The sequence below is a fragment of the Citrobacter sp. RHB35-C21 genome (genome assembly GCF_013816515.1).
Classification (GTDB): domain Bacteria; phylum Pseudomonadota; class Gammaproteobacteria; order Enterobacterales; family Enterobacteriaceae; genus Citrobacter; species Citrobacter braakii.
In genome coordinates this window covers 3369038-3395692 of the sequence record NZ_CP057147.1, presented here as the reverse complement: position 1 = coordinate 3395692, position 26655 = coordinate 3369038, and the positions used below count along the sequence as shown (strand labels likewise).

Below are 26655 nucleotides of genomic sequence, written 5' to 3'. Positions count from 1 at the left end.
AAAGCGCCTCAGGGCGCTTTTTTTATGCCCGTTTGACGTCGGACAATAACGACTACTCCCATAGGGGTAATACTGACTTCGAATGAAAGTCAGTATTTTTCTCTGTCTTTTAGCAAATTCAGTTTCTACCAGCTCGTATATCGATATTAACGTTATATAAAAAACTATATATCGAATATTTGTATTTTGTTTATTGTGAGCAGCAGAGTGAGCCACTATGAAAACTAAGATCCCCGATGCCGTGCTGGCAGCTGAGGTTACTCGCCGCGGTTTGGTGAAAACGACTGCAATAGGCGGACTGGCGGTGGCCAGTAGCGCGTTTACCCTGCCATTTACCCGTATTGCAAATGCTGCAGAAGCCCTTAATCCGACACCGATTAATGAGAAAGTGATCTGGAGCGCGTGTACGGTGAACTGCGGCAGCCGCTGCCCGCTGCGTATGCATGTGGTCGACGGTGAAATAAAGTATGTCGAAACCGACAACACCGGCGATGACAACTATGACGGTCTGCACCAGGTACGCGCCTGTCTGCGTGGTCGATCCATGCGTCGCCGAGTCTATAATCCCGATCGTCTGAAATACCCGATGAAACGCGTTGGTAAGCGTGGCGAAGGACAATTTGAGCGCATCAGTTGGGATGAAGCCTACGACATCATTGCCAGCAATATGCAGCGTCTTATCAAAGACTACGGCAATGAGTCTATCTACCTGAACTACGGTACCGGTACGCTGGGTGGCACTATGACGCGCTCGTGGCCGCCGGGTAAAACGTTGGTGGCACGGTTGATGAACTGCTGCGGCGGCTATCTTAATCACTACGGTGACTACTCTTCAGCGCAAATCGCTGCCGGGTTGAACTATACCTACGGCGGCTGGGCTGACGGTAACAGCCCGTCCGACATTGAAAACAGCAAGCTGGTGGTTCTGTTCGGTAATAACCCTGGTGAAACCCGTATGAGCGGGGGTGGGGTAACCTATTACCTTGAACAGGCGCGACAGAAATCCAATGCCCGCATGATCATTATCGATCCCCGTTATACGGATACCGGTGCGGGGCGTGAAGATGAATGGATCCCGATCCGTCCTGGTACTGATGCGGCGCTGGTCAATGGTCTGGCGTATGTCCTGATCACCGAAAACATGGTTGACCAACCGTTCCTCGACAAATACTGCGTGGGTTACGACGAGAAAACCTTACCGGCCGACGCGCCGAAGAACGGTCACTATAAGGCGTATATTCTTGGGCAGGGTAAGGACGGCATTGCCAAGACGCCGGAGTGGGCGGCGCAGATTACCGGTATTCCCGCTGAACGTATCGTCAAACTGGCGCGTGAAATAGGTAGCGCTAAACCGGCATACATCAGCCAGGGGTGGGGACCGCAGCGTCATGCTAACGGTGAAATAGCGACCCGCGCCATTTCTATGCTCGCTATCCTGACCGGTAACGTTGGGATCAACGGCGGCAACAGCGGGGCGCGTGAGGGCTCATACAGTTTGCCGTTTGAGCGTATGCCAACGCTGGAAAACCCTGTTGAAACCAGCATCTCGATGTTCATGTGGACGGACGCGATTGAGCGAGGCCCGGAGATGACGGCCCTGCGTGACGGCGTACGCGGCAAAGACAAGCTCGATGTTCCTATTAAGATGATCTGGAACTATGCCGGTAACTGTCTGATTAACCAACACTCTGATATTAACCGCACGCATGAAATCCTGCAGGATGAAAAGAAGTGCGAGATGATCGTCGTCATCGACTGTCATATGACTTCCTCGGCGAAATACGCGGACATTTTGCTGCCGGACTGCACCGCCTCTGAGCAGATGGATTTCGCGTTGGATGCCTCATGCGGGAACATGTCCTATGTGATTTTCACCGATCAGGCGATCAAACCACGCTTCGAATGCAAGACTATCTACCAGATGACCAGCGAGCTGGCGAAGCGCCTTGGCGTTGAGCAGCAGTTTACAGAAGGTCGTACTCAGGAAGAGTGGATGCGCCATCTGTATGAGCAATCGCGCAAAGCGATTCCTGAACTGCCTACGTTTGAAGAATTCCGTCAGCAAGGAATCTTTAAACAGCGCGATCCGCAAGGACATCATGTGGCGTATAAGGCGTTCCGAGAAGATCCTAAAGCCAATCCGCTGACCACTCCGTCAGGTAAGATCGAAATTTATTCGCAGCAGCTTGCCGAGATCGCGGCAACCTGGGAACTGCCGGAAGGTGATGTAATCGATCCGCTACCGATTTATACCCCAGGCTTTGAAAGCTTAAACGATCCGCTGGTGGAGAAATTCCCTTTGCAGCTGACCGGCTTCCACTATAAGTCTCGCGTTCACTCGACCTATGGCAACGTCGATGTCCTGAAAGCATCCTGCCGCCAGGAAATGTGGATCAACCCGATGGATGCGCAGCGACGCGGTATAAACAACGGCGACAAGGTACGTATCTTTAACGATCGTGGTGAAGTGCATATTGAGGCGAAAGTGACGCCACGTATGATGCCCGGCGTGGTGGCATTGGGCGAAGGGGCCTGGTATGACCCGGATGCAAAACGTGTGGATCAGGGCGGTTGCATTAACGTCCTGACGACCCAGCGTCCGTCTCCTCTCGCAAAGGGGAATCCGTCACACACGAACCTCGTTCAGGTTGAAAAGGCGTAAGGAGTAACCGATGACAACCCAGTATGGATTTTTTATTGATTCCAGCCGTTGCACCGGTTGCAAAACCTGCGAACTGGCCTGCAAAGATTTCAAAAATTTAACCCCGGAAGTCAGCTTCCGCCGCATTTATGAATACGCAGGCGGCGACTGGCAGGAGGACAACGGCGTCTGGCATCAGAACGTCTTTGCTTATTACCTCTCCATTGCGTGTAACCACTGTGAAGATCCGGCCTGTGCCAAGGTTTGTCCGAGCGGCGCGATGCACAAACGTGAAGATGGTTTTGTCGTTGTCGACGAAGATGTTTGCATTGGCTGCCGGTATTGCCACATGGCCTGTCCTTACGGCGCGCCACAGTACAATGCTGAAAAAGGTCATATGACTAAATGTGATGGCTGCCATGAGCGCGTCGCTGAAGGCAAGAAACCTATCTGCGTGGAGTCCTGCCCACTGCGTGCGCTGGATTTTGGTCCGATTGAAGAGCTGCGCAAAAAACACGGTACTTTGGCTGCGGTAGCGCCACTGCCGGGCGCGCACTTTACCAAACCAAGTATTGTCATCAAACCTAACGCCAATAGCCGCCCGACCGGGGATACTACAGGTTATCTGGCCAATCCGAAGGAGGTGTAAGATGGGAAGTGGATGGCATGAATGGCCGCTGATGATCTTCACTGTCTTCGGACAGTGTGTAGTTGGTGGCTTTATCGTTCTGGCGCTGGCGTTGATGAAAGGGGACTTACGCCCTGAATCGCAGCAGCGCGTGATTGCCTGCATGTTCGGGCTGTGGGTATTAATGGGCATTGGCTTTATTGCTTCCATGCTCCACCTGGGCTCACCGATGCGCGCCTTTAACTCACTCAATCGTGTAGGGTCTTCTGCGTTGAGTAATGAAATTGCCAGCGGCTCAATCTTCTTTGCCGTTGGCGGCATCGGCTGGCTGCTGGCAACGTTGAAAAAAATGTCGCCCGTATTACGCAATCTGTGGTTAGTTGTCACCATGGTATTGGGCGTGGTTTTTGTCTGGATGATGGTGCGCGTGTATAACACCATCGATACCGTACCGACCTGGTACAGCATCTGGACGCCGCTGGGCTTCTTCCTGACGATGTTTATGGGCGGTCCGCTGCTGGGATATCTGTTGCTGAGAATTGCTGGCGTGGACGGTTGGGCGATGCGCCTGTTGCCGGCTATTTCAGTGCTTGCTCTGGTCGTGAGCGCCATCATGTCTGTAATGCAGGGGGCTGAACTGGCGACGATCCACAGTTCCATTCAACAGGCGTCTGCGCTGGTTCCGGATTACGGCTCGCTGATGGCGTGGCGGATTGTCGCTCTGGCATTAGCGTTGTGCTGCTGGATTGTACCGCAAGTGAAAGGCTACCAGCCTGCAGTTCCGCTGCTTTCCGTCGCGTTTATTCTGCTGTTAGTCGGCGAGTTGATTGGTCGTGGCGTGTTCTACGGGCTGCATATGACCGTCGGTATGGCGGTTGCCAGCTAAATGACAAACCGGGGCATAGCCCCGGTTTTTTACTTCTGTTTAGTTAACGTGTCGTAGCTGGTCATCAGATTGCGATAATCAGGAATGTGATTAGAGAACAGCGTCGCCAGACCTTCGATATCGTTGCGCCAGTCGCGATGCAACTCACATGCGACACCAAACCACGTCATCAGTTGAGCACCGGCCTGGGACATCCGATCCCATGCTGAATGGCGAGTAATTTCATTAAACGTACCCGACGCATCGGTTACGACAAAGACATCAAAACCTTCTTCAATAGCCGAGAGCGCAGGGAAAGCAACGCAAACTTCCGTCACGACACCGGCAATAATCAGCTGTTTTTTACCGGTCGCTTTCACTGCTTTCACGAAATCTTCGTTATCCCACGCGTTAATGTTTCCGGGGCGAGCAATATAAGGCGCATCGGGAAATTGAGCTTTCAGTTCCGGTACCAGTGGCCCGTTTGGTCCTGTCTCAAAACTGGTTGTCAGAATGGTTGGGAGTTTGAAGTATTTTGCTAAGTCGCCGAGGGCAAGCACGTTGTTTTTAAATTTATCGGGATCGATATCCCGAACCAAAGAGAGCAGGCCAGCCTGATGGTCGACCAGCAGTACTGCCGCATTATCTTTATCAAGTCTTACGTAAGGTTTAGTCATGATATTTCTCCTGTTCAGCATCAGTGGGGGAAATTTGATGAGTTTAAGTCTACAGAAAGAACGATATATGGATTAGATACCTAAATAAGAACTCACTGTTCTATTTTGAAGACAATGCAGATCTGCATCCCGCATAGAGTTTAGTAAGAAATAAAAGTAAGGGGAGTCCATGAAATTTTTCGACTGAACGCAACGCGAGATTTTTGTTTTAGATCAATAAAAACAAGCAGATGTGTTTTTGTGTTTTTTATCTATTCACATTAAGAATCAGTAATGCAAATCGATCGTCCGGAAAGCGCCTCAGCCCTTTGATTGCGCCGATTGACAATGTTTTTGGCAGTGGCATGATGCGCATGAAATTTGAACTTCCTCACGGTTTTTATTCATGTCCATCTATACCCGTCCCGTCATGCTGTTGCTGTGCGGGCTGCTTCTGCTGACCCTGGCGATCGCCGTGTTAAACACGCTCGTCCCGCTTTGGCTCGCCCATGAAAATCTGCCAACCTGGCAGGTAGGTGTGGTGAGTTCTTCCTACTTTACCGGCAATCTGGTAGGGACGTTGCTGACCGGGTATTTAATAAAACACCTTGGTTTTAATCGCAGCTATTACATTGCCTCGCTTATTTTTGCCGCGGGCTGTATCGGCCTGGGGGTTATGGTGGGATTCTGGAGCTGGATGACCTGGCGTTTTATCGCCGGTGTTGGCTGCGCCATGATTTGGGTGGTAGTGGAAAGTGCGCTGATGTGCAGCGGGAATTCGCGTAATCGCGGACGCTTGCTTGCCGCCTATATGATGATCTATTACGTGGGGACGTTTTTAGGCCAGCTACTGGTTAGTAAAGTATCAACAGAATTGATGAACGTCCTGCCGTGGGTGACGGGTACGATCCTGGCTGGTGTTTTGCCATTGCTCTTTACGCGCATTGCCAATCAGCAGGGTGATGAACAGCAGTCTACTCCTATTACCTCCATGCTGAAGCTGCGGCAGGCGCGTCTGGGCGTTAACGGCTGTATTATTTCCGGGATTGTGCTGGGGTCTTTGTATGGCCTGATGCCGCTGTATCTCAACCATCAAGGGGTGAGCAACGCCAGCATTGGTTTCTGGATGGCGGTTCTGGTTAGCGCCGGTATTCTGGGGCAATGGCCGATTGGCCGCCTGGCAGACAAGCTGGGACGCCTGCTGGTTTTACGCGTCCAGGTCTTCGTGGTTATCGTCGGAAGTATCGCCATGCTGAATCAGGCGGCGATGGCGCCTGCGTTGTTTATGTTGGGTGCGGCAGGTTTTACCCTCTATCCGGTGGCGATGGCCTGGGCCTGTGAAAAGGTTGAACATCATCAGTTGGTCGCCATGAATCAGGCATTGTTATTAAGCTATACCGTTGGCAGCCTGCTTGGTCCTTCATTCACCGCCATGCTGATGCAGAATTATTCCGATAATCTGTTATTCATTATGATTGCCAGCGTATCGTTTATTTATCTGCTGATGTTGTTGCGTAGCGCCAGACATACACCGACTCCGGTGGCTCACGTATAAAGCGCGCCAGACGGTATGCAGGCAAAATGTTTGCATACCGTGACTCATTTTCCCATTGCGGGTATGCCGGAAGTTGCGAGGTATTCGCATGCTTTCAGCGTGCAGTGAAGCTGCGCCTGACTGGTCATACTCGTTAGCTGTTGTAAATGCTCCCCTTCATCCAGCCAGCAAACCAGTTTTTGAATCATTTCAATATGTCGGGTGCTGCTGGCAGCCGCCAGGACAATAATTAACCGCACATCTGGATGCCCTGGAAAAGGCACCGCCTCTTTCAGACACAAGAGCGACAAATGTGTCTCACTGCTTATCACTCCTTCTTCCGGACGAGCGTGCGGCAGGGCAAACTCAGGGCTTAAGATGTACCACGGACCCAGTTGTTCTGTTTCACGGATGATTGCCTGTGCGTAGGCGGACGTAATCGCGCCCAGTTCTTCCAGAGGCTGGCAAGCCAGCGTCACGGCCTCCTGCCAGGAGTAGCATTGTTTACGAAACTGACAGGCAGAAAATAGCGCAGATGTCATTGTGTTCTCCTTATTTCAGAGCAGCAGACCGCATTGCGGTCTGCCAACCCGAACTATCTGAGGGCTTCAAAGAGTGCGGTCGCCGAAATACCGTATTTCTCTTTCAACTGGCGGCTATTGCCTGATTCCGTAAACGTATCTTGTGTCCCCAGTCGGATTAATCTCGTGGTTAATCCTTCCTCCGCCAATACTTCAGCAACCTGTCCGCCAAGCCCACCGGTGATCGTGTGATTTTCAATCGTTGCGATCTGCGGGCAACTGGCAATCAGTTGCAGAAAGCGCTGGCGGTTAAACGGTTTTAGCATGGCGACGTGAATCAGCTTGCCACGTTTTCCCTGGGCGCACAGTTGCACATAACCTGCGCTTGCCTGCTCCAGAACGGTCCCTTCATAGAGAATGGCGAAATCATTGCCTGAGTCCTCCACGGTGGCGATATCGGTCACTCGCGGAACGGCAGATTTATCGCGCACGGGCATCGGTTCTCGGGCTACGCGAATATAGACCGGACCGGGAATGTTTACTGCCTGTTCAAATGCGGCCTCAACTTCTTCAGCGTCGGCAGGCGTCAGAATTGTGAGCCCCGGCAGTACGCGCGTCAGGGCCAGATCTTCCAGCGCATGATGCGATGCGCCGTCAGGTCCATCATCCATTCCTGGGTGGCTACCAACTAATTTAATGTTAGCTTTGGCGTAGCATGCCTGGCGCAGTTGAGTCCAGGCGGTGCCTGTCACAAACATCGCAAAGTTAACGTAGAACGGAATATTTCCTTCCAACGCCTGGCCAGTGGCAAAGCTCATTGCCGATCCTTCCGCAATACCCATTTCAAAGAAAGCGTCTGGATAGACGGCCTGGAACTGGTCAGTGCGGGTGGAGCTGGCTAAATCACTATCAATGGCGACAATGGGATAGCCCTTTTTTTTCAGGGCAATGAGTGCGTTACCAATTTCATCACGTGGGGCTTTCATCACTGCAACTCCTCCATAGCCTGCTGATATTGTTCGGTGGTTGGGGTTTTTGAATGCCAGTCACCGTTATTTTCCATATAGCTAACGCCACTGCCTTTGGTGGTATGCGCAATAATGGCGACAGGTTTTCCTTTCAGATGGCGTGAAAGCATCAGCGTGTCGGCAACCTGATGCATATCGTTACCGTTATGGAGTTCGAGTACGTGCCAGCCGAAAAGACGCACTTTGTCGGCCAGAGGTTCCAGATTCACCACCTGATTAACGGGGTCGTGGGAGGAAAAACCGTTGTAGTCGATAATCGCCACCAGGTTATCCATCTTCATATGGCCTGCCTGTTGTAGCGTTTCCCAGATTTGCCCTTCGTGCATTTCGCCATCGCCAATGATGGCGAAAACGCGCTGTGATTCCCCCCGCTGTTTTTTGGCCGCCGCCATACCAAAGGCAATGGATAATCCCTGGCCCAGCAGGCCGGTTGTTGCATCGACTTCGGGCAGAGATTTGATGCTAGGGTGCCCCTGTAAACGTGAGTTAATTTGTCGAAAAGTATTAAATTCGCTGCGCTCAATTTTGCCTTTTTGATGCAGCATGGCGTACTGAGCAGCAACCGCATGACCTTTGCTCATGACCACGCGAGCGCGAGGGGCGCAGGAGAAGTCCACCTCTTGATCGTAAATCCAGGTCAGAATGTCGATGATGGACAATGCACCGCCAGGATGGCCAATGCCTGATTCATAAATCATGGTGACAATATCCCGGCGAGCAGCTAGCGCATGGGATTTCAATTCATCAATATTCATGTTCATTCCTTATCAGGGCAACATTTTGCCGATGTAATAAACCACTAAGCCGAGGGCGACAAAATCTGTCTCCGGGAAGCTAGTACCGGACAATCCCACCGATTCCATGATGGGATAGATGAGTGCCGGGCCAATACCAATTAATATGCCAGTGACAAAGCTACCGGCGATGGCCCCTTTCCAGCCTCCTGACGCGTTACCGAAGACGGCGGCGGTAGCACCAATGAAGAAGTAGGGGATGGCGACGGGGATAATGACCGTTTGCCCAATTGATGCGAGTACCCCCATAACCACCAATCCACCCACAAAGGAAGAGATGAAACCTAAAACGGTGGCGGTTGGGGCATACGGAAAGACGACTGGGCAATCCAGCGCGGGTTTGGCATTCGGGATAAATTTTTCAGAGATGCCCAGAAATGCCGGGACTATTTCTGACAACAGCAAGCGAACGCCAGTGATGATGATATAAAGCGATGCGGTAAACGTGAGTGACTGGAATAGCGGATAAACCAGCCAATGCATTCCACCGGCGGCGGCCGTTACCGCTTCTTCGCCTGCGGCAAGCGCCGCGATGTAATAGAAAATACTGACAGAGATGGACACGGAGACGATGTAGTCTTTAAAAATCCCCAACCATCCGGGAAGATTTAGCTTTTCTGTTGACTGCTTAGGATCACCCACTTTCGAACCGATCCATCCCGATAGCGCGTAGGCCAGAGTAACGTAATGACCCATCGCGATTTCATCATTACCGGTAATCTTACGCATCCACGGCTGAGCGATAGCTGGATAGACACAGGCCGCAAGCCCCAGCAGTATGGAGCCGACGATAATTGTTGTTACATCGCTGTAGCCAAGCGCCTTAAGCGTAACGGTTAAGAGGGCAGACAGATACAGATTATGTTGGCCCGTCAGGAAGATGTATTTGAACGGCGTTACGCGGGCAAAAAACAAGTTCCAGCCGAAACCAACGACCATGATGAGTGAAACGCACATGGCAAACTTGGTTTGTGCCAGCCCAGTTAACGCTTCGGCTAACGGCATCACACCTTTCAGACCGAATCCATCGCTGAATAAGGTCTGAAAATTACCTAAGGATGTCACCGCAATCCCTGCTCCGCCGGCAAATACCAGAAATCCGACGATGGTTTTAAAGGTACCTGAAAGCACTTTTTCGATGGGTTTACGCTGGATAAGCAAACCAATTAGCGCAATAAAGCCAACTAAAAGTGGGGTTACACCCAAAATGTCGAATACAATGAACTTTAGGAGATCCATATTTCCCCCGGAGAGGTTAGTTGTTTTGAACAACGCTGGTGAGCGCAGATTCCATTTCTTCGCTGTTCATCAGATCGGTGATACCGATTGCTCTGAACCCGGCGGCTTCTACCTCATCGGTCAGGTCGCTCATGGTGATCACGAAGTCGATGTTTTGCCAGGTTCGTAGCCCTGACAGGACATCGTGTTCAAGATCGATATCCCAGCCATGTTTATCGATGACTTTTTGGGCTTTGATTTTCAGCATTAGTGAACTGCCCATACCGGTACGACAGACGATCAGACCTTTCATTAGACGTTCTCCTGTTTGTAAAAATAATTATTTTTAATTATCATTGGTGCGATAAAAATTATTATCGCAAAGCCGGGCAAAGTATGTGACAGCATTTGCATTTTGTGCAAAAAGGCGAAAAATGAGTCAAATAGATACTAATTTATTGATTAACATAAGAAATGGGGCTTCAGAGCTGAGTCCGATCCTGGAAAAGGTAGGGCGTTTTATCACTGAAAATCCTGATTTTGTGATGCGGCATACGATAACCGAGCTGGCCGATTCTATTGATACCAGTGAGGGGAGTATCACTCGTTTTTGCCGTGCCTTTGGTTTTAAGGGGTTTTCTGATTTCAGAACGGCTCTTGCACTGGAGCAAGGAGCTGCACGGCCGAATGATGGAGGAAGTGAGGAGACGGCGGCGGTACTGGCAAGCGTTTGTGACAGCAATGCCATCATTGACAGCAAAGAGTTGCAGGCGGTTGCGACTTGGTTAAATCAGCTCAGTAATATTGCAATTTATGCGGTAGGTACTGCGGTGCCGGTGGCGTTATTCCTGCAAATCAATCTGGTGCAGATGGGGAAAATAGCCAGTTATATCGACCGGTTTTATCCGGCGGCTATCTCTCCGTTGGCGGACAGCCAAAAAACAGGGATTATCGTTATTCATACAGAACAAGTCTCTACCGATATGATGCAGTCGCTGACGCTAGCGAAGGAACAAGGCATAAAAATTCTCTCGTTAACTCGCGGATCGTTTGCGCCATTAAATCGGCTTTCTGACTGGAATTTGCAGGCGGCGGTTGCATTACAGGGGGAAGGTGAGTCTGGTTTTGCTGAAATTGCTGGTGCGATGATGGTGGCAGATCGCATACTCAGTGCTCTGGAAGAGCAGGATGAGCGTTACGTGCAGTGTCGTAAAGCACACCAGAAACGTATTTTCTCTATTGAAAGCGTGACCAATAAACTTTCAGAATATTTTATGTCGTAGGCATCGAACGTTGGCGTCGCGCTACTCAAGCAGAGCGCTGCGACGCCGTGGTCGTCATACCTTAGTACATTACTTTATGACCATACTGCTCAAGAATGCCTTTCACGCGCTCCATGGTCTCTTTCTTCGGTGGCTTAACACCGTCAAGTTTGTACTCTTCACCCATTGCCACCCATTTGTGTTTGCCCAGCTCATGGTATGGCAGCAGTTCGATTTTCTCTACGTTGCCCATATCGCGGGTAAACTCGCCCAGGCGGTGCGCGGAGTCGTCATCGTCAGACCAGCCAGGCACAACGACGTAGCGGATCCACACCTTGATGTCTTTATTGGACAGGTAACGTGCGAACTCAAGCGTACGATGGTTAGATACGCCCACCAGATTCTGATGGATTTCATCGTTCATCTGTTTGAGATCGAGCATCACCAGGTCGGTGACTTCCAGCAATTCATCGATCACCGGATCGTAGCGGCGAACAAAACCGTTGGTATCCAGACAGGTATGAATACCTTCTTTTTTACAGGCACGAAACCAGTCGCGTACAAATTCAGCTTGCAGGATAGCTTCGCCACCGGACGCTGTTACACCGCCACCGGAGGCGTTCATAAAGTGGCGGTAGGTCACGACCTCTTTCATTAACTCGTCGACGGTGACTTCTTTGCCGCCGTGCGTATCCCATGTGTCACGGTTATGACAATACAGGCAGCGCATCAGGCAGCCCTGGAAGAAGGTAATAAAACGGATGCCCGGGCCATCAACAGTGCCACAGGATTCAAAGGAGTGAATGCGACCAATAACTGACATTGCGGTGTTTCTCCAGGTGTGGCCCATCCGGGGCCAGTGTTAGTGCACAGTTATTAACTGTGTCGAGTCTGTTTTGGCTGCTATCCATAAGTATAGATAGCTGACAAAGCAGGCTATTAAAAAGGCCCCACTTACGTGGAGCCTTTATTGTACGCTTTTTAAAGTACGATTTCAGTCAAAACCAATTACATGGTCTGAGTGAAGGTACGAGTAATAACGTCCTGCTGCTGTTCTTTAGTCAGGGAGTTAAAACGTACTGCGTAGCCAGAAACACGGATGGTCAGCTGCGGATATTTTTCCGGATGTTCCATCGCATCCAGCAGCATTTCACGGTTCATGACGTTCACGTTCAGGTGCTGACCACCTTCGATGGACGCTTCGTGGTGGAAGTAACCATCCATCAGACCAGCCAGGTTGGTCTTACGAACTTCGTCATCTTTACCCAGTGCGTTCGGAACGATAGAGAAGGTGTAAGAGATACCATCTTTAGCGTAAGCAAACGGCAGTTTAGCAACGGAGGTCAGAGAGGCAACAGCACCTTTCTGGTCACGACCGTGCATTGGGTTAGCACCCGGTCCGAACGGCGCGCCAGCACGACGACCATCTGGGGTGTTACCGGTTTTCTTACCATAAACCACGTTAGAGGTGATGGTCAGAACAGACTGAGTCGGGATAGCGTTACGATAAGTAGTCAGTTTCTGAATTTTCTTCATGAAACGTTCTACCAGGTCAACCGCCATGTCATCAACGCGAGAGTCGTTGTTACCAAACTGCGGGTATTCGCCTTCGATTTCGAAGTCGACAGCCAGACCGTCTTCGTCACGAATCGGTTTAACTTTCGCATATTTGATTGCAGACAGGGAGTCAGCAGCAACGGACAGACCAGCGATACCACACGCCATGGTGCGGATAACGTCACGGTCGTGCAGCGCCATCAGAGAGGCTTCGTAGCTGTACTTGTCGTGCATGTAGTGGATAACGTTCAGTGCAGTGACGTACTGTTTAGCCAGCCAGTCCATGAAGTGATCCATGCGCTCCATAACTTCGTCGAAGTTCAGAACGTCGCCTTTGATCGGTTCAGATTTAGGACCAACCTGCATTTTCAGTTTTTCATCAACGCCGCCGTTGATTGCGTACAGCATGGTTTTCGCCAGGTTTGCACGCGCACCGAAGAACTGCATTTGTTTACCAACAACCATCGGGCTTACGCAGCAAGCGATAGCGTAGTCGTCGTTGTTGAAGTCCGGACGCATCAGGTCATCGTTCTCGTACTGCAGAGAAGAGGTGTCGATGGACACTTTAGCGGCGAATTTCTTGAAGTTCAGAGGCAGTTTTTCAGACCACAGAACGGTGATGTTCGGCTCCGGAGAAGGACCCATGGTGTACAGGGTATTCAGGAAGCGGAAGCTGTTTTTGGTAACCAGAGTACGGCCATCAACGCCCATACCACCGATAGATTCAGTTGCCCAAATCGGGTCACCGGAGAACAGTTCATCATATTCAGGGGTACGCAGGAAACGAACCATACGCAGTTTCATGACCAGGTGGTCAATCATTTCCTGAGCGTCTTGCTCGGTGATTTTGCCTGCTTTGATATCACGTTCGATGTAGGCATCCAGGAAGGTGGATACGCGACCGAAGGACATTGCTGCGCCGTTCTGAGATTTAACCGCGGCCAGGTAGCCGAAGTAAGTCCACTGGATAGCTTCCTGAGCGTTGGTTGCCGGACCAGAGATATCGCAGCCATATTTAGCAGCCATTTCTTTGATCTGACCCAGTGCGCGGTGCTGTTCAGCAATTTCTTCACGCAGACGGATAGTGGCTTCCAGGTTTACGCCGTTTTCCAGATCGGACTGCAGAGAGACGAACTGAGCGTATTTGTCTTTCATCAGGTAGTCGATACCGTACAGCGCAACGCGACGGTAGTCACCGATGATACGGCCACGGCCATAGGCATCTGGCAGACCAGTCAGAACACCGGATTTACGGCAGTTCAGAATGTCTTTGGTGTAAACATCGAATACGCCCTGGTTGTGGGTTTTGCGGTATTCGGTGAAGATTTTTTTCAGCATCGGGTCCAGTTCGCGATTGTACGCTTTGCAGGAACCTTCAACCATTTTGATGCCGCCAAACGGAATGATCGCACGTTTCAGCGGAGCTTCAGTCTGCAGACCAACAATTTTCTCGAGCGCTTTGTTGATGTAGCCAGCGTCGTGAGAAGTGATGGTAGAAGCAACGGAGGTGTCAAAGTCAACAGGCGCGTGAGTGCGGTTTTCCTGTTTAACGCCTTCCATCACGCTGTCCCACAGTGCAGTGGTCGCATCAGTTGCGCCAGCCAGGAAGGACTCGTCACCCTCATACGGAGTGTAGTTTTTCTGAATGAAGTCACGGACGTTTACTTCATTCTGCCAATCACCTTTGGTAAAACCTTCCCAGGCTGTGGCTAACTTTTCATTAAGCTCGGACATGTAACACCTACCTTCTTAAGTGGATTTTTTATTTACTGCGTGTAATGGGCATCATCAGATTAATGATGATCGTTACCACGCAGATAAATGACCCAGTATGTCAACCCGACCAACAAACCGCCGCCGATAATGTTGCCGATCGTAACCGGAATCAGGTTATCGGTGATGAAATTCATCACGGTCAGGTGAGAAAAATTCTCCGGAGAAGACCCAACAGCGGTCCAGAATTCCGGGGTGGCGAAATCGCGAATTACAATACCCATAGGGATCATAAACATGTTTGCGATACTGTGCTCAAAACCGCTGGCAACAAACATTGCGACCGGTAATACCATGATAAACGCTTTGTCCATCAGGCTGCGACCCGAATAGCTCATCCATACTGCCAGACACACCATCAGGTTCGCCAGGATGCCAAGACTTACCGCCTCAACAAAAGTATGGTGCACTTTGTGGTCGGCTGTTTGCAGGACGTTGAGACCCCACGCGCCGTTAGCGGTCATATACTCGCCAGAAAGCCACATGAGTAACACGAAGATCAGGGCGCCAATCAGGTTGCCGACATAAACGTTAAGCCAGTTTTTAGCCAATTGGCCCCAGGTGATGCGACCACTGGCTTTCGCTACGACAATCAGTACGGTTGAGGTGAAGAGGTCTGCACCGCAGACAACGCAGAGAATCAGCCCCAGGGAAAAGCAGATACCACCTACTAGCTTCGCCATGCCGAAAGGCATTGTGCCGGTACCGGTTGTGGCGGTGATATAGAAAACAAAGGCAATTGAAATGAATACACCGGCAGTAATTGCCAGATAGAACGTCTTAAGCGGATGTTTCGTTGCTTTATAGACGCCTGCTTCTTCGGCAACTTTGGCCATTGCAGCAGGAAGAATAAGATCAAAAGGGTTGTCAGCTTTCACACTAACTCTCTCTTTATTAAGTCGGCGACGAGATACTAACAAAGCATTATAGATGAGAATTTGATATAGATCATATCTCGCCTGGCTTATAGGCCCGTAAGGCGCATGGTTTTTATGCGATTACGGTGTAACTTGTTGATTATCCAAATAAAAATAAATTTTAAAAATTATAAAGTGAGTTGAATTTTTTCTTTCTGTCTCCTCTGGAGCGGTTAATTAAAATGGAGTAATTGAGATAAAAAACCACATTAATAAGCTAATTTTCTTAATATCAACTACTAATATTTAACCTTGTTTTTACATTTATTTTTTGATTTGACCAAAATAAAAAACAGGGCGCATTAAGCGCCCCGTAATATAGCCCAGACAATACCTTTAGCCTACTCAGCGCAGGCTGATTGTCACTATTTTGACCAATGTGCTGCTTTCGCGCGCTGCAGTTTTTCGTAAGCTTTCAGCAGAGACTGATGCGCCGGGAAAGCCTGCAGATCGCTATCAACGGTTTGAAGCCCGTAGAACGGCGCTTCGCCACTTAATGCTGCACTTGCGGCTTCAACCGCCTCGGCACCGTACATGCGAACAAACGCGTTCAGATATTGTAGCGGCTGACGATCTTCTTCCTGAGATAGCAGCAGCAGCGTTTGCAGACAGCGGTAGTAGTTGGCACGTTCAGCGCTAAAGACAGAGGCGTTGAATTCCATCGTCCATTCTGTCCAGACCAGCGCCTGCTCCAGGTCGCCGCCGGCCAGCGCCAGCATCACTTTAAGCTCGCCAATGCGCAGGGTGTACCAACCGTTATCCGCACCGGTTGCCAGACCGAGCAGCTCGCGTACGCGGGTGAAGTCGTCAAAGCCTTCTTCATCCAGTTGTTCGATCAGATTGAGATAGTCTTCTTTATCCCATTCACTTCCCGGGAGCGAGAGAATAGTGTCACGCAGATGGGCGCCCATGGCGTTGTTGGCTAACCACAGATCTTCAGCCGGATAGATGTCAGACATTCCCGGAACAATAATGCGGCACGCATAAACGCTCAGGTGCTCGTAGTCGGCGATATACACTTCTTTATCTTCAGCATTGAAGATGGCCATCAGGGTGGCGAACTCTTCTTCGGTGGTACCGGAGAAATTCCAGTCAACGAACGGATAGTCAGCATCCTGCTTGAACAGATCCCAGGAGATCAGGCCGCTGGAATCGATGAAGTGGGTTTCAAGGTTAGTGTGTTCAGCCACTTCTTCGTCGTCAAAGGTTGGTGGGGTGAAGACATCAAGATCTTTCAGACCACGGCCCTGCAGCAGTTCAGTGACAGTACGCTCCAGCGCAACGCCGAAATCCGGGTGCGCACCGAAGGAGGCAAAGCAGGTACCATTGGCCGGGTTGAACAGGACAACGCAAATCACCGGATACTTGCCGCCCAGCGAGCCATCGTAGGCGAAAATTGGGAAACCTTCCGCTTCCAGTTTGGCGATGGACTCCACCACTGCCGGGTAGCGCGCCATGACTTCGGCCGGGATTTCCGGCAGGCTGATGCTTTCCGCAATAATACGGTTCTTCACATGGCGCTCAAAGACTTCAGACAGGCCCTGAACGCGCGCTTCGTTTCGGGTGTTACCCGCAGACATGCCGTTAGAAACGTACAGGTTGCCAATAATGTTCATGGGAATATAGACGGTCTGGTTATCCGACTGACGGGTAAACGGTAGGCCGCAGACCCCACGTTCTTCATTACCGGATTGCAGATCGATAAGCATGCTGCCAGTCAGTTCGTTGTCTGGATCGTAAAACGCACGCAGACGAGCATCCAGTAGACCTTCTGGTACGTCGTCTTCTTCAGTCAACGGGAACCATTTTTCGTTCGGATAATGCACGAATGGGCCGTTGGCGATGGTTTCACCCAGCCAGAAATCCGCAAAGAAATAGTTAGTCGACAGACGCTCAAAATATTCGCCCAGCGCGGAAGCCAGCGCCGCTTTTTTCGTCGCGCCTTTACCGTTGGTGAAGCACAGCGCGCATTCTTTGTCGCGAATATGTACAGACCAGACGTTAGGGACGGGATTCAACCACGAGGCTTCTTCAATTTGAAAACCAAGGTCGAGCAATTTTTGCTGGAAGCGAGCGATGGAGTCTTCCAGAGCGGCATCTTTGCCGGGGATAAATGTTTGCGTCATGAAAATCACTTTTGTCGTACGGAAAGCGCGCAATGATACGGGTTTTAAATGAATGGCGCTATCGTCGCCGGAGTTCAGACGTAAATAAAAGTATTAGCTATGCTTTCCTACAGCCAACCACGTTTAGAGCATAATAATGAAAGCTTTCGATTTACACCGAATGGTACTGGATAAGGTGCCCATGGATTTTCTGGGAGAAGTTGCTCTGCGCAGCCTCTATACCTTTATATTGGTTTTTCTGTTTTTAAAAATCACCGGACGTCGCGGCGTACGCCAGATGTCGCTTTTTGAAGTGCTGATTATCCTTACGCTGGGGTCCGCGGCGGGAGATGTGGCATTTTATGATGATGTCCCGATGCTGCCGGTGCTGGTGGTCTTTATTACGCTTGCCGTGCTGTATCGGCTGGTTATGTGGCTGATGGCGCATAGCGAGAAAATGGAGGATTTGCTGGAGGGCAAGCCCGTTGTGATCATTGAGGACGGCGAGCTGGCATGGTCGAAGCTCAATAGTGCCAATATGACGGAATTCGAATTCTTTATGGAATTGCGTTTGAACGGTGTGGAGCAATTGGGACAGGTGAGACTGGCCATCCTGGAAACAAATGGGCAAATCAGCGTCTATTTCTTTGCCGATGAAGACGTAAAGCCGGGGCTCAGTATTTTGCCTAAACGCTGTACACAGCGATTTAAAGTGATACCTGAAGCTGGGGACTATGCCTGTATACGGTGTAGTGAAGTGGTGCAAATGAACGCCGGAGATCATCAATTATGTCCACGCTGTGCAAATCCAGAATGGTCGAAGGCCAGTCGGGCAAAACGGGTCACCTGACAGCGAAAATCTCGGTTTTTACCCGTCAATCCGATAGATTCTGTTGTGTGACCAATGACACATTTTTACCCTGGTCAGTTTTACCCATTGCGGCGCGTGTCACTGAATGATAAAACCGATATCCACAGGAATAACTTATACCAATGTCTGTCACCGGATTATCGCCAATGACAGGATGTTGATTGGACAACAACACAACGTGGTGAGGGGAAATGGCTCAGGTCTTCAATTTTAGTTCAGGTCCGGCAATGTTACCGGCAGAAGTACTTAAACTGGCTCAACAGGATCTTCGCGACTGGAACGGTCTTGGCACGTCGGTGATGGAAATTAGCCACCGTGGCAAAGAATTCATCCAGGTCGCAGAGGAAGCGGAGCAGGATTTTCGCGATCTTCTCAGCATCCCCTCCAACTATAAAGTGTTGTTCTGCCATGGCGGTGGGCGCGGGCAGTTTGCGGGTATCCCGTTAAATATTCTGGGTGACAAAACCACGGCGGATTACGTTGATGCCGGTTATTGGGCAGCCAGCGCAATTAAAGAAGCGAAAAAATACTGTACGCCGAACGTTATCGACGCCAAAGTCACCGTTGACGGACTGCGTGCTGTTAAGCCAATGAGCGAATGGCAGCTTTCTGACAACGCGGCGTATTTGCACTATTGCCCGAATGAAACCATTGATGGCATTGCGATCGATGAAACGCCGAATTTTGCCAGCAATGTGGTGGTTACGGCGGATCTGTCCTCTACCATTCTTTCTGCACCGCTTGACGTGAGCCGTTATGGCGTAATTTATGCCGGGGCGCAGAAAAACATCGGCCCGGCCGGGCTGACCATTGTCATCGTACGTGAAGATTTGCTGGGTAAGGCTCATGTGTCATGCCCGTCAATCCTCGACTATACCGTGCTGAATGACAACGACTCCATGTTCAACACGCCGCCAACCTTTGCCTGGTATCTGTCTGGCCTGGTCTTTAAATGGCTGAAAGAGCAGGGCGGTGTTAACGCGATGGATAAAATTAACCAGCAAAAAGCGGAACTGCTGTACGGCGTAATCGATAACAGCGATTTCTACCGTAACGACGTGGCAAAATCGAACCGTTCACGCATGAACGTACCGTTCCAGCTTGCTGACAGCGCACTGGATAAACTCTTCCTGGAAGAGTCTTTCGCTGCGGGTCTGCACGCGTTGAAAGGGCACCGTGTGGTCGGTGGTATGCGCGCGTCCATCTACAATGCAATGCCGCTAGAAGGTGTAAAAGTGCTGACCGATTTCATGGTCGATTTCGAGCGCCGCCGCGGTTAATCTGCTGTATTTTCATCCCCACAGCCAGTCTGTGGGGTTTTTATGTCTGTTTTTGAGAGTCGAGTTTCATGGAATCCCTGACGTTACAACCCATTGCGCGGGTGGATGGCACCATCAATCTGCCTGGATCCAAAAGTGTTTCTAACCGCGCTTTGCTGCTGGCTGCATTAGCAAATGGCACCACTGTCCTGACCAACCTGCTGGACAGCGATGATGTCCGCCATATGCTTAATGCTCTGAATGCGTTAGGAATTAGCTATACCCTTTCTGCCGACCGTACGCGTTGCGAGATTATCGGCAATGGCGGCGCGCTGCATGCCGAAGGCGCAGTGGAACTGTTCCTTGGCAATGCCGGAACCGCAATGCGCCCGCTGGCCGCTGCGCTGTGTCTGGGCAGTAATGACATCGTGTTGACGGGCGAGCCACGCATGAAAGAGCGCCCGATTGGCCATCTGGTTGATGCGTTACGCCAGGGCGGAGCCAACATTGAATACCTGGAGCAAGAAAACTATCCGCCTTTACGTCTGCGCGGTGGCTTTACCGGGGGACAGGTTGAGGTAGACGGCAGCGTATCCAGTCAGTTCCTGACTGCGCTGCTGATGACTGCGCCACTGGCGCCGCAGGATACGACGATCGCCATTAAAGGCGAGCTGGTATCCAAGCCTTACATTGATATCACACTGAACCTGATGAAAACGTTTGGTGTTGAAATTGAGAATCAGAACTACCAGCGCTTTATTGTGCAGGGTCAGCAGCAGTATCAGTCACCGGGTGCATATCTGGTTGAAGGCGATGCTTCTTCCGCTTCCTATTTTCTCGCAGCGGGAGCCATTAAAGGCGGTACGGTAAAAGTCACCGGGATTGGCCGCAACAGTATGCAGGGTGATATCCGCTTCGCTGATGTGCTGGAAAAAATGGGCGCGACCATTACCTGGGGCGATGACTTTATTGCCTGTACTCACGGTGAGTTGAACGCGGTAGACATGGATATGAACCATATTCCCGATGCGGCGATGACCATCGCCACGGCAGCGCTGTTCGCTAAAGGCACCACGGCCTTACGTAACATCTATAACTGGCGCGTCAAAGAGACCGACCGCCTGTTCGCGATGGCGACCGAGTTGCGTAAAGTGGGCGCGATCGTTGAAGAGGGCGAAGACTATATTCGCGTTACACCACCGGCGACGTTACAGTTTGCGGAGATCGCGACCTACAACGATCACCGCATGGCGATGTGTTTCTCGCTGGTGGCGTTGTCTGACACGCCGGTGACCATTCTGGACCCTAAATGTACCGCCAAAACCTTCCCGGATTATTTCGAACAGTTGGCGCGTATTAGTACACCAGCCTGATCCTCACATCTGACGATCGCGCTCAGCATATTCGTGAGCGCATCGCTGCAGATAAACAGTAAATCAGTGTCATCTTCCGGGCTGGTTTCTCGCCAGCCCGCTATAATTGCGCAATTCTTCCTCACATCGTTACAGACTAATCGGGTTTTTACACTCTGTGTTAACGATTATTAGCGTTGGCGCGTATAATGCGCGGCGTTCACGTTAACGTATGCCCGTTTAAGGAGAAAAAGATGACGGCAATTGCCCCGGTTATTACCATTGATGGCCCAAGTGGTGCAGGAAAAGGCACCTTGTGCAAGGCAATGGCGGAAGCATTGCAATGGCATCTGTTAGATTCAGGCGCGATCTACCGCGTACTGGCGCTCGCAGCGTTGCATCACCATGTTGATGTCACATCTGAAGATGCTCTGGTACCGCTTGCCTCACACCTGGATGTGCGTTTTATCTCAACGGACGGCAACCTGGAAGTCATTCTGGAAGGTGAAGATGTCAGCGGCGAAATCCGCACCCAGGAAGTAGCGAATGCCGCATCTCAGGTCGCTGCGTTTCCTCGCGTACGCGAAGCGCTGTTACGCCGCCAACGCGCGTTTCGTGAAGCGCCCGGCCTGATTGCCGACGGACGAGACATGGGGACCGTGGTGTTCCCGGATGCACCAGTGAAAATTTTCCTGGACGCCTCCTCGCAAGAACGTGCGCATAGACGTATGCTACAGTTGCAGGAAAAGGGCTTTAGTGTTAACTTTGAACGCCTTTTGGCCGAGATCGAAGAACGCGATTTCCGCGATCGTAACCGTGCTGTAGCGCCGCTGGTTCCCGCTGCTGATGCTTTAGTTTTGGATTCAACCCGATTAAGCATTGAGCAAGTGATTGAAAAAGCGTTACAATACGCGCGCCAAAAACTGGCACTCGCTTAAGTGCGACCGAATTTGCAGTACCCCCGTTGCAATGGATTGACAGCGGGTATGTTAAACAACCCCATCCGGCATGGAGCCAGGTGGACGTTAAATATGAAACCTGAAGATTAAACATGACTGAATCTTTTGCTCAACTGTTTGAAGAATCCTTAAAAGAAATCGAAACCCGTCCGGGTTCCATCGTTCGTGGTGTTGTTGTTGCTATCGACAAAGACGTAGTACTGGTTGACGCTGGTCTGAAATCTGAGTCCGCCATTCCGGCAGAGCAGTTCAAAAACGCCCAGGGCGAGTTGGAAATCCAGGTTGGTGACGAAGTTGACGTTGCTCTGGATGCAGTAGAAGACGGCTTCGGTGAAACCCTGCTGTCCCGTGAAAAAGCTAAACGTCACGAAGCTTGGATCACGCTGGAAAAAGCTTACGAAGAAGCTGCAACCGTTACTGGTGTTATCAATGGCAAAGTCAAGGGTGGCTTCACTGTTGAGCTGAATGGTATTCGCGCGTTCCTGCCGGGTTCCCTGGTAGACGTTCGTCCGGTCCGCGACACGCTGCACCTGGAAGGCAAAGAGCTTGAATTCAAAGTAATCAAGCTGGATCAGAAGCGTAACAACGTTGTTGTTTCCCGTCGTGCCGTTATCGAATCCGAAAACAGCGCAGAACGCGATCAGCTGCTGGAAAACCTGCAGGAAGGCATGGAAGTTAAAGGTATCGTTAAGAACCTCACTGACTACGGTGCATTCGTTGATCTGGGTGGCGTTGACGGCCTGCTGCACATCACCGACATGGCATGGAAACGCGTTAAGCATCCGAGCGAAATCGTAAACGTTGGCGACGAAATCACTGTTAAAGTGCTGAAGTTCGACCGCGAGCGTACTCGTGTATCTCTGGGCCTGAAACAGCTGGGCGAAGATCCATGGGTAGCTATCGCTAAGCGTTATCCGGAAGGTACCAAACTGACTGGTCGCGTGACCAACCTGACCGACTACGGCTGCTTCGTTGAAATCGAAGAAGGCGTTGAAGGCCTGGTTCACGTTTCCGAAATGGATTGGACCAACAAAAACATCCACCCGTCCAAAGTTGTTAACGTTGGCGATGTAGTGGAAGTTATGGTTCTGGATATCGACGAAGAACGTCGTCGTATCTCCCTGGGTCTGAAGCAGTGCAAAAACAACCCATGGCAGCAGTTCGCGGAAACCCACAACAAGGGCGACCGTGTTGAAGGTAAAATCAAGTCTATCACTGACTTCGGTATCTTCATCGGCCTGGACGGCGGCATCGACGGCCTGGTTCACCTGTCTGACATCTCCTGGAACGTTGCAGGCGAAGAAGCAGTTCGTGAATACAAAAAAGGCGACGAAATCGCAGCTGTTGTTCTGCAGGTTGACGCAGAGCGTGAGCGTATCTCTCTGGGCGTTAAACAGCTCGCAGAAGATCCGTTCAACAACTGGGTTGCACTGAACAAGAAAGGCGCAATCGTAAACGGTAAAGTCACTGCAGTTGATGCTAAAGGCGCAACCGTAGAACTGGCTGACGGCGTTGAAGGTTACCTGCGCGCTTCTGAAGCTTCCCGCGACCGCGTTGAAGATGCAACTCTGGTTCTGAGCGTAGGCGACGACGTTGAAGCTAAATTCACCGGCGTTGATCGTAAGAACCGCGCAATCAGCCTGTCTGTTCGTGCTAAAGACGAAGCTGATGAGAAAGATGCAATCGCAACTGTTAACAAACAGGAAGATGCTAACTTCTCTAACAACGCAATGGCTGAAGCTTTCAAAGCAGCTAAAGGCGAGTAATATCGAGTGCTCCCAAATCCTTTGTGCTGTTAACAGCACAAAGAGTGACGAGTAGCTTGACAGATTACAGGATTCGTCCTGTAATCAATGACAAAGGGCGGCTAAGGCCGCCCTTAATCAATGCAGCAGCTAATTATGCCTTTAAGGAACCGGAGGAATCATGACCAAGTCAGAATTGATTGAAAGACTTGCAACCCAGCAACCTCATATTCCCGCGAAAGCGGTTGAAGATGCAGTTAAAGAGATGCTGGAACATATGGCCTCGACTCTTGCGCAAGGCGAGCGTATTGAAATCCGCGGTTTCGGCAGTTTCTCTTTGCATTACCGCGCACCGCGCACCGGACGTAATCCGAAGACCGGCGATAAAGTGGACCTGGAAGGAAAATACGTTCCGCACTTTAAACCAGGTAAAGAACTGCGCGATCGCGCCAATATTTACGGTTAAGTTTTTAGCGAGACTTAACGCCGAGAAAAGCACCCGCATGGGTGCTTTTTTCATTTCTGCCAACCCATCCTGGAATCTCCATCCCAGTTAATTTGCACGTTACAAGCGCCGCTAAATGTTAGCGGAATGCATACCGTATAACGCTAAATTGGCACCAGACAACCGTCGAACATTACTGCACACTTCCTGCTACAGGGAGGTGACTGATGAAAATAACAACGGTTAGTACGAGTGCCTTATTCGGCATTCTCCCGCTTATGCTATTACCTGCGTTACCTGACATGCTGTGCATCGGCGTTATATTTGGTCTGGCAATTCTGCTCTGTCTTATTTCTCACAGCCCTGTACGTTTCGCCGGATTAACCCTGCTATTTTTTCTTTGGGGAGTTCTGGCTGCGAAAGATGCGCTGTGGGCCGGTAATACGCTGCCTGCAAAAAGCCAGCAGGCCATCGTGCGGATAACCGGAACCGATAATATGACAACGCACTACGGCCAGATCACGCATCTGCAGGGGAAGCGGGTATTTCCTGCTATCGGAATTACTCTGTATGGGCAGTACCTACCCGGCAACGTTTGTGCGGGCCAGACATGGGCGATGACGTTGAAGGTTCGTGCTATACACGGTCAATTGAACGAGGGCGGGTTTGATAGCCAGCGTTACGCATTGGCGCAGCACCAGCTGCTGACGGGAAGATTTTTGCAGGCTTCGGTTATCACACAACAATGCAGTTTGCGTTCGCGGTATCTCTCCTCGTTGAAAAGCGCGCTCGCTGACTATCCCTGGCAGCAGGTTATACTGGGCCTGGGAATGGGGGAGCGCTTGTCCGTGTCACAAGCGGTGAAAACCATTATGCGTGATACCGGTACGGCCCATTTGATGGCTATCTCCGGACTGCATATTGCATTTGCCGCACTTCTGGCAGCAGGATTAATTCGCGCGGGGCAATTTTTTATGCCAACCAGATGGATTTGCTGGCAGGTTCCGTTAGTTGGCGGGATCGTCTGCGCAACATTCTATGCCTGGTTAACGGGGCTACAGCCCCCGGCATTACGTACGGTTGTTGCGCTACTGGTCTGGGGAGGGCTAAAACTCAGCGGCAGGCAGTGGAGTGGATGGTCGGTGTGGATCTGCTGTCTGGCAGCCATTCTGGTGGTGGATCCTGTCGCCATTCTTTCACAAAGTCTGTGGTTGTCTGCTTTTGCCGTTGCGGCGCTGCTGTTCTGGTATCAATGGGTTCCGATGCCGGATTGGCCGCTGTCGCGCGTTGGACGCCAATTTCTGGCGCTTGCTCATTTGCAATTGGGAATTACGCTCCTGCTTCTGCCTGTGCAAATCGCGATGTTTCACGGTTTTAGCCTGACCTCATTTTTGGCGAATTTGTTTGCTGTACCGCTGGTTACGTTTATTTCCGTACCATTGATATTAGCAGGCATGATCGTGCATTTAACCGGGCTGGCGATGGTTGAGTCGAACCTATGGTATTTAGCGGATCGCTCCCTCGCGCTATTATTTTGGGGGCTCAGGAGCCTGCCTGAAGGGTGGATCAATATTGATGCACGTTGGCAATGGCTTGCATTTGTACCCGGACTCCTGCTCATCGCATATCGGCTGAACGCGTGGCGAACTATACCGGTAGTTTGTGTCACTGTGCTCCTTTTACTGAGCGCCCCGTTCTGGCGAACGCCACGTACTGATGTCTGGCAAGTGCATATGCTGGACGTCGGGCAGGGGCTGGCGATGGTCATTGCGCGAAATGGGAAAGCGATTCTTTACGATACCGGTCTGGCATGGCCTGAAGGCGATAGCGCGCAACAGCTGATAATTCCCTGGCTACGTTGGCACAACCTGGAGCCAGAAGGCGTTATTTTAAGCCATGAGCATATGGATCACCGGGGCGGGTTGCGTTCGCTGCAGCAAGCCTGGCCGTCGCTATGGATAAGAAGCCCATTAGGTTGGGAAGGGCATCTCCCGTGTTTACGCGGGGAGCGCTGGCAATGGCAAGGGTTAACCTTTAGTGCGCATTGGCCCGTGCGTGGAAATAAAGATCTGGGGAATAACCACTCCTGCGTGGTTAAGGTCGATGGCGGGCATCAGAGTATTCTGCTGACCGGAGATATAGAGTCTCCCGCTGAACAAAAAATGCTCAGTCACTACTGGCAGCATCTGCAGTCTACGGTGATACAGGTTCCACATCATGGTAGCAATACCTCATCATCGCAGGCGCTGATTCAGCGGGTCGGCGGGCAGGCCGCGTTAGCCTCCGCATCCCGTTACAATGCCTGGCGTCTCCCGTCCAGGAAAGTGAAGCAACGTTATCGGCAACAAAATTATCAATGGCTGGATACACCCCACCAGGGGCAGATTACGCTGGATTTTTATCAAAAAAACTGGCGAATAAACAGCTTGCGGGATCAGATTTTACCTCGTTGGTATCATCAGTGGTTTGGCGTGTCGGAGGATAACGGGTAGAATATGCGGCTATTCTAACAAATGCTGGTTTTT

At 50.9% G+C, this 26655-nt stretch carries 22 protein-coding genes; 12 read left to right on the top strand and 10 right to left on the bottom strand.

The annotated features are described in order from the left end of the window. The first annotated feature begins 217 nt into the window (after positions 1–217). Genes dmsA through HVZ39_RS16605 form a run of 3 tightly spaced genes read left to right on the top strand, consistent with a single transcriptional unit; the run spans position 218 to position 4155 of the window. On the top strand, positions 218–2662 hold the full coding sequence (gene dmsA, locus HVZ39_RS16615) for a dimethylsulfoxide reductase subunit A (protein WP_181632709.1): 2445 nt from the start codon (positions 218–220) through the stop codon (positions 2660–2662). Positions 2663–2672: 10 nt separating this feature from the next. Next, entirely contained in the window at positions 2673–3290 is a 618-nt protein-coding gene (locus HVZ39_RS16610; RefSeq protein ID WP_181632708.1) for a DMSO/selenate family reductase complex B subunit, read from the top strand. 1 nt (position 3291) lies between these two features. Continuing rightward, a complete protein-coding gene (locus HVZ39_RS16605; protein ID WP_016152432.1) occupies positions 3292–4155 on the top strand; it encodes a dimethyl sulfoxide reductase anchor subunit family protein in 864 nt (287 codons plus the stop codon). 29 nt (positions 4156–4184) lie between these two features. Here the strand turns inward: HVZ39_RS16605 and ycaC are convergent, their stop codons facing one another. Then, positions 4185–4811, bottom strand: a complete 627-nt coding sequence (ycaC, locus tag HVZ39_RS16600) for an isochorismate family cysteine hydrolase YcaC (RefSeq protein WP_016152433.1) — start codon at positions 4809–4811, stop codon at positions 4185–4187. 385 nt (positions 4812–5196) lie between these two features. Between ycaC and HVZ39_RS16595 the strand changes: the two genes are divergently transcribed. Continuing rightward, complete coding sequence (locus HVZ39_RS16595) at positions 5197–6345, top strand: MFS transporter (protein WP_046274695.1); 1149 nt, start codon at positions 5197–5199, stop codon at positions 6343–6345. A gap of 44 nt (positions 6346–6389) precedes the next feature. On the opposite strand, the gene HVZ39_RS16590 is transcribed toward HVZ39_RS16595, so the two are convergent. The 5 genes from HVZ39_RS16590 to HVZ39_RS16570 are packed head-to-tail and all read right to left on the bottom strand — an operon-like array spanning position 6390 to position 10198. Next, positions 6390–6866, bottom strand: a complete 477-nt coding sequence (locus tag HVZ39_RS16590) for a PTS sugar transporter subunit IIA (RefSeq protein WP_047359387.1) — start codon at positions 6864–6866, stop codon at positions 6390–6392. Between the two features lie 53 nt (positions 6867–6919). Next, entirely contained in the window at positions 6920–7831 is a 912-nt protein-coding gene (locus HVZ39_RS16585; RefSeq protein WP_181628883.1) for a transketolase C-terminal domain-containing protein, read from the bottom strand. After that, positions 7831–8628 (bottom strand): transketolase, encoded by a 798-nt coding sequence (locus HVZ39_RS16580; protein ID WP_016156111.1) that lies wholly within the window; start codon positions 8626–8628, stop codon positions 7831–7833. Before HVZ39_RS16580 ends, HVZ39_RS16585 begins: the two co-directional genes overlap by 1 nt. A gap of 12 nt (positions 8629–8640) precedes the next feature. After that, entirely contained in the window at positions 8641–9906 is a 1266-nt protein-coding gene (locus HVZ39_RS16575) for a PTS ascorbate transporter subunit IIC (protein ID WP_016156112.1), read from the bottom strand. A gap of 16 nt (positions 9907–9922) precedes the next feature. Continuing rightward, a complete protein-coding gene (locus HVZ39_RS16570; protein ID WP_016152439.1) occupies positions 9923–10198 on the bottom strand; it encodes a PTS sugar transporter subunit IIB in 276 nt (91 codons plus the stop codon). Positions 10199–10319: 121 nt separating this feature from the next. On the opposite strand from HVZ39_RS16570, the gene HVZ39_RS16565 reads away from it, so the two are divergent. Next, positions 10320–11168, top strand: coding sequence for a MurR/RpiR family transcriptional regulator (locus HVZ39_RS16565; RefSeq protein WP_016156113.1), 849 nt, complete (start codon positions 10320–10322; stop codon positions 11166–11168). A gap of 61 nt (positions 11169–11229) precedes the next feature. Here HVZ39_RS16565 and pflA read toward each other — a convergent pair whose 3' ends face one another. From pflA to ycaO, 4 genes are all read right to left on the bottom strand, one after another. Continuing rightward, a complete protein-coding gene (gene pflA, locus HVZ39_RS16560) occupies positions 11230–11970 on the bottom strand; it encodes a pyruvate formate lyase 1-activating protein (protein WP_003035751.1) in 741 nt (246 codons plus the stop codon). Between the two features lie 185 nt (positions 11971–12155). Beyond that, entirely contained in the window at positions 12156–14438 is a 2283-nt protein-coding gene (pflB, locus tag HVZ39_RS16555) for a formate C-acetyltransferase (protein WP_016152441.1), read from the bottom strand. Between the two features lie 59 nt (positions 14439–14497). Continuing rightward, positions 14498–15355, bottom strand: a complete 858-nt coding sequence (gene focA, locus HVZ39_RS16550; RefSeq protein ID WP_003831909.1) for a formate transporter FocA — start codon at positions 15353–15355, stop codon at positions 14498–14500. A 404-nt stretch (positions 15356–15759) separates the two neighbouring features. Beyond that, positions 15760–17520, bottom strand: a complete 1761-nt coding sequence (gene ycaO, locus HVZ39_RS16545; RefSeq protein WP_047414124.1) for a 30S ribosomal protein S12 methylthiotransferase accessory factor YcaO — start codon at positions 17518–17520, stop codon at positions 15760–15762. Positions 17521–17656: 136 nt separating this feature from the next. On the opposite strand from ycaO, the gene HVZ39_RS16540 reads away from it, so the two are divergent. The 7 genes from HVZ39_RS16540 to HVZ39_RS16510 all read left to right on the top strand — a co-directional run bounded on the left by HVZ39_RS16540 (position 17657) and on the right by HVZ39_RS16510 (position 26622). Beyond that, on the top strand, positions 17657–18349 hold the full coding sequence (locus tag HVZ39_RS16540; RefSeq protein ID WP_016156114.1) for a DUF421 domain-containing protein: 693 nt from the start codon (positions 17657–17659) through the stop codon (positions 18347–18349). A gap of 212 nt (positions 18350–18561) precedes the next feature. Next, entirely contained in the window at positions 18562–19650 is a 1089-nt protein-coding gene (gene serC / locus HVZ39_RS16535; RefSeq protein WP_181632707.1) for a 3-phosphoserine/phosphohydroxythreonine transaminase, read from the top strand. Between the two features lie 68 nt (positions 19651–19718). After that, the gene (aroA, locus tag HVZ39_RS16530; protein WP_131348218.1) at positions 19719–21002 is read left to right on the top strand and encodes a 3-phosphoshikimate 1-carboxyvinyltransferase; all 1284 of its coding nucleotides are present in this window, start codon (positions 19719–19721) and stop codon (positions 21000–21002) included. Between the two features lie 233 nt (positions 21003–21235). Beyond that, on the top strand, positions 21236–21919 hold the full coding sequence (gene cmk, locus HVZ39_RS16525; RefSeq protein WP_016152447.1) for a (d)CMP kinase: 684 nt from the start codon (positions 21236–21238) through the stop codon (positions 21917–21919). Positions 21920–22032: 113 nt separating this feature from the next. Then, entirely contained in the window at positions 22033–23706 is a 1674-nt protein-coding gene (gene rpsA / locus HVZ39_RS16520; RefSeq protein ID WP_003035776.1) for a 30S ribosomal protein S1, read from the top strand. Between the two features lie 160 nt (positions 23707–23866). Then, complete coding sequence (ihfB, locus tag HVZ39_RS16515) at positions 23867–24151, top strand: integration host factor subunit beta (protein ID WP_003035780.1); 285 nt, start codon at positions 23867–23869, stop codon at positions 24149–24151. Between the two features lie 206 nt (positions 24152–24357). Continuing rightward, positions 24358–26622, top strand: a complete 2265-nt coding sequence (locus tag HVZ39_RS16510; RefSeq protein ID WP_181632706.1) for a ComEC family protein — start codon at positions 24358–24360, stop codon at positions 26620–26622. Positions 26623–26655: the final 33 nt, after the last annotated feature.